General features: G+C 68.3%; 3 protein-coding genes. All 3 read right to left on the minus strand.

The window, feature by feature from the left end; genetic code table 11:
- Positions 1 to 432 (minus strand): hypothetical protein (locus GPA_RS18580; protein WP_083809227.1); only part of this gene is annotated, 432 nt, incomplete at its 3' end.
- A gap of 153 nt (positions 433 to 585) precedes the next feature.
- Positions 586 to 1,797 carry a tyrosine--tRNA ligase gene (tyrS, locus tag GPA_RS00370; protein ID WP_015538619.1) on the minus strand — a complete coding sequence of 404 codons (1,212 nt, stop codon included), beginning with the start codon at positions 1,795 to 1,797 and terminating at the stop codon, positions 586 to 588.
- A gap of 171 nt (positions 1,798 to 1,968) precedes the next feature.
- Positions 1,969 to 3,118 (minus strand): U32 family peptidase (locus tag GPA_RS00375; protein WP_197533045.1); only part of this gene is annotated, 1,150 nt, incomplete at its 5' end.

The following is a 3,118-nucleotide window of genomic DNA, read 5'->3' on the forward strand; positions in this document are numbered from 1 at the left end:
GTTGTCCGGGCAGGTGCCTGCCTCGTAGTTGTCGCACGTACCGTTGCCGTCCGCATCGACGTAGCCGGCACCCTGGCCACGGCCGTTGCCTTGACCAGCGCACGCGCCGCTGGCGTAGTTGTCGCAGACACCGATACCGTCGTTGTCGGCGTCGACATAGCCGCGATGGTGTCCGCCCTGCGCGCACGTGCCGGCTGCGTAGTTGTCGCAAACGCCATCGTTATCGGCGTCGACATAGCCCGGACACGCGGGCGCGGCGGTCGATGCCGCCTCGACGGCCTTCTGCGCCGCCGGCGCCGAATCGGCAATCCCCCGCGCGACGACAGGCTCCGTCGTCGTGGCGCCGCCCTGGGCGCTGGCGAAGGCGATGGTGGGCACGGCGGCAACTGCCAGCAACGCGACAAGGGCGATGGCGACGGTTCTCTTCTTCATGCTTCGGTCCTCCTGGTTGGTTCGGTTCGCTTCTTCCTTCACCGCTAACACGAGCGGGCGGGGCGAATCCTTGCAACGTTTTCCAAATTCTTTCCCTTGATGCGAAAAAGCCCGCCCCGCCAAGGGCGGAACGGGCCTTCGTCGGCAGATTTCCTAGACCAGGCGCACGAACTTGCGCTTGCCCACCTGGAGCGTGGCACCCGCCAGCATCGCCGGGTCCACGTTGTAGGACTTGGCGGGAACGGGCTCGCCGTTCACCTTCACGCCGCCGCCGTCGATGAGGCGCCGGGCCTCGCCGGCGCTGGCAGCCAGGCCCGCATCGGCGATAAGCTTGGCCAGGTAGACGGTGCCCTCGTCGTTGGGGGCGAGATCGGCCGCGAACTCGGGGATGTCATCGGGCACGGCGTGCTGCTTGAACACGAGGTCGAACTGCTCCTCGGCCGCCTGCGCCGCCGCCTCGTCGTAGTAGGCCGCCACGATGTTCTGCGCCAGCGCGCGCTTCACCTTGTTGGGATGCAGCTCGTCGGCAGCCAAGCCGCGCTCGATCTCGTCGATCTCGTCGACCGGTAGCGCGGAGGCCAGGCGGTAGTACTTCACCATGAGCTCGTCGGGGATGGACATGACCTTGCCGAACATGTCGGCCGGCTCGTCGGTGAGGCCGATGTAGTTGCCGTAGCTCTTGGACATCTTCTGCACGCCGTCGGTGCCCTCGAGCAGCGGAAGCGTGAGGCACACCTGCGGCTCCATGCCCATCTTCTCCATGAGCTCGCGGCCGGCCAGCAGGTTGAACAGCTGGTCGGTGCCGCCGAGCTCCACGTCGGCCTCGATGACGACCGAGTCGTAGGCCTGCATGAGCGGGTAGAGGAATTCGTGCAGGCTGATGGGCTGGCTGTTGGTGTAGCGGTTGTGGAAGTCGTCGCGCTCGAGGATGCGGGCCACCGTGAAGTTGCTGGCAAGCTTCAAAAGGCCCTCCATGTTGAGGGAGAGCAGCCATTCGGAGTTGTAGCGCAGGGTGGTCTTCTCGGGATCGAGGATCTTGAAGGCTTGGTCGACGTAGGTCTGGGCGTTCGCCTTGATCTGTTCGGAGGTGAGCTGCGGGCGCGTGGAGTTGCGGCCGGACGGGTCGCCGATGAGCGCGGTGCCGTCGCCGATGATGAGCGTGACGCCGTGGCCGAGGTCCTGGAACTGGCGGAGCTTGCGCAGCGGCACGGCATGCCCGAGGTGGATGTCGGGGGCCGTGGGGTCGACGCCCAGCTTGATATTGAGGGGCTTGCCGCGCTTGAGCTTCTCGAGCAGCGCGCTTTCCGGCACGATCTGCGCCGCGCCGGAGGCGATGGTGTGCAGTTGTTCTTCAGCGGATAGCATCGATCTCTCTCCTTACTATATATAGTGTTGGAGATTCTAGCACATCGGTGGTCGACAAGGGGCGTTTCACATGCCCGGGATTGCGAGGGCGGCGAGGGCGGGGCGGGGCCGGCTTGCGGGGGTGACATTATCCCCGTCCCTCTGTCACCCCCTGATCGTGGCGCTTCCCCCTTACGAGACCCCTCGGTAGAGGTGGCCGCTGGTGGTGCCGGGAGTCTTGGCGAGCGCGTTGCCGTCGCGCTGGGCCACGTCGCGGGCGCGGACGGTGCGGGCCACGGCGGCGGCCGTCTCCTCGACGTTCATGAGCGTGGCATCCACCATGAGCGCCGAGAGGCCGGCTGCAATGAGGTCGGGAACCACCTGGGCCACGTCGAGCACCACGCCGTTGTACACGTGGCTGCGCCCCAGCGCGTCGGTGACGACGGGGAACTCGTAATCCTTGCGGTCCTTGAGGTAGTGCGGGCTCTTGCGGCGCGCGCACTCGTCGCACCGCTCGTTGCACGGTCCCTGGCTCATGAGCAGGCAGTGCTCGCACACCATGAGCTCCTGCGCCCCCATGATGGTCAGGCCGAGCGCGACGGGCGCGTTCTCGGCCAGGTCGGCCACCTGGCCGAGCGTGAGCTCGGGCGAGAGCCACACGCGCTCGACCCCCCAGTCGGCCATCGTTTCGAGCGAGAGGCGGTTCACAAGCGGCAGGTGCGGGCCCGCCTCCACGACGGCGCCCAGCTCGGCGGCGCGCTGCACGGCGCCCAGACTCTCGGCGAGCACGGGCTTCCCGGGCTTCACGTAGCGCCAGGGGTCGAAGCCGAGCAGATCCTCGCGGGTGCCGGCCACCGGGTCATGGTCGACCACGGGCAGCGCCGTGACGCACTGCTTCGGGTAGCCGGCCTGCTCTGCCGTGCCCGTGCGCTGGCCGGCGATGACCGCCTCGCCGCGCTTGTAGTTGAGGGCCGGAACGTAGACCGTATCGGCGCCGGCGCGCTTGGCGGCGCGCGCGCAGGCGGGGTTCGTCACCCATGCGGCAACCGTGCAGCCCCGGCGCTCGGCCGGAACCCGGCGGGGCCGCTCCTGCACGCGCGGCAGGGCGCGGTTGCGATAGGGGGCCAACAGACTCGCGCTTAGGTTGTCGAGCGCGTCGGCGCGCACGCGGTGCAGCTGGGAGAAGCCGATGCCCACGTTCTCGTCGAGGTCGATATCGAGCGCGTCGAGCTGGAACGGCGTCTGCCCGAGCCGGTCGATATGCGCCCGGACGTCCGTCGCGGCCACGGCCTTCGTACGCGCCGCCTCCACGACGTCGCCCTCCGCCACGCCGATGGCGTCG

Origin of the sequence: Gordonibacter pamelaeae 7-10-1-b (genome assembly GCF_000210055.1) — a bacterium.
Taxonomy (GTDB): Bacteria; Actinomycetota; Coriobacteriia; order Coriobacteriales; family Eggerthellaceae; genus Gordonibacter; species Gordonibacter pamelaeae.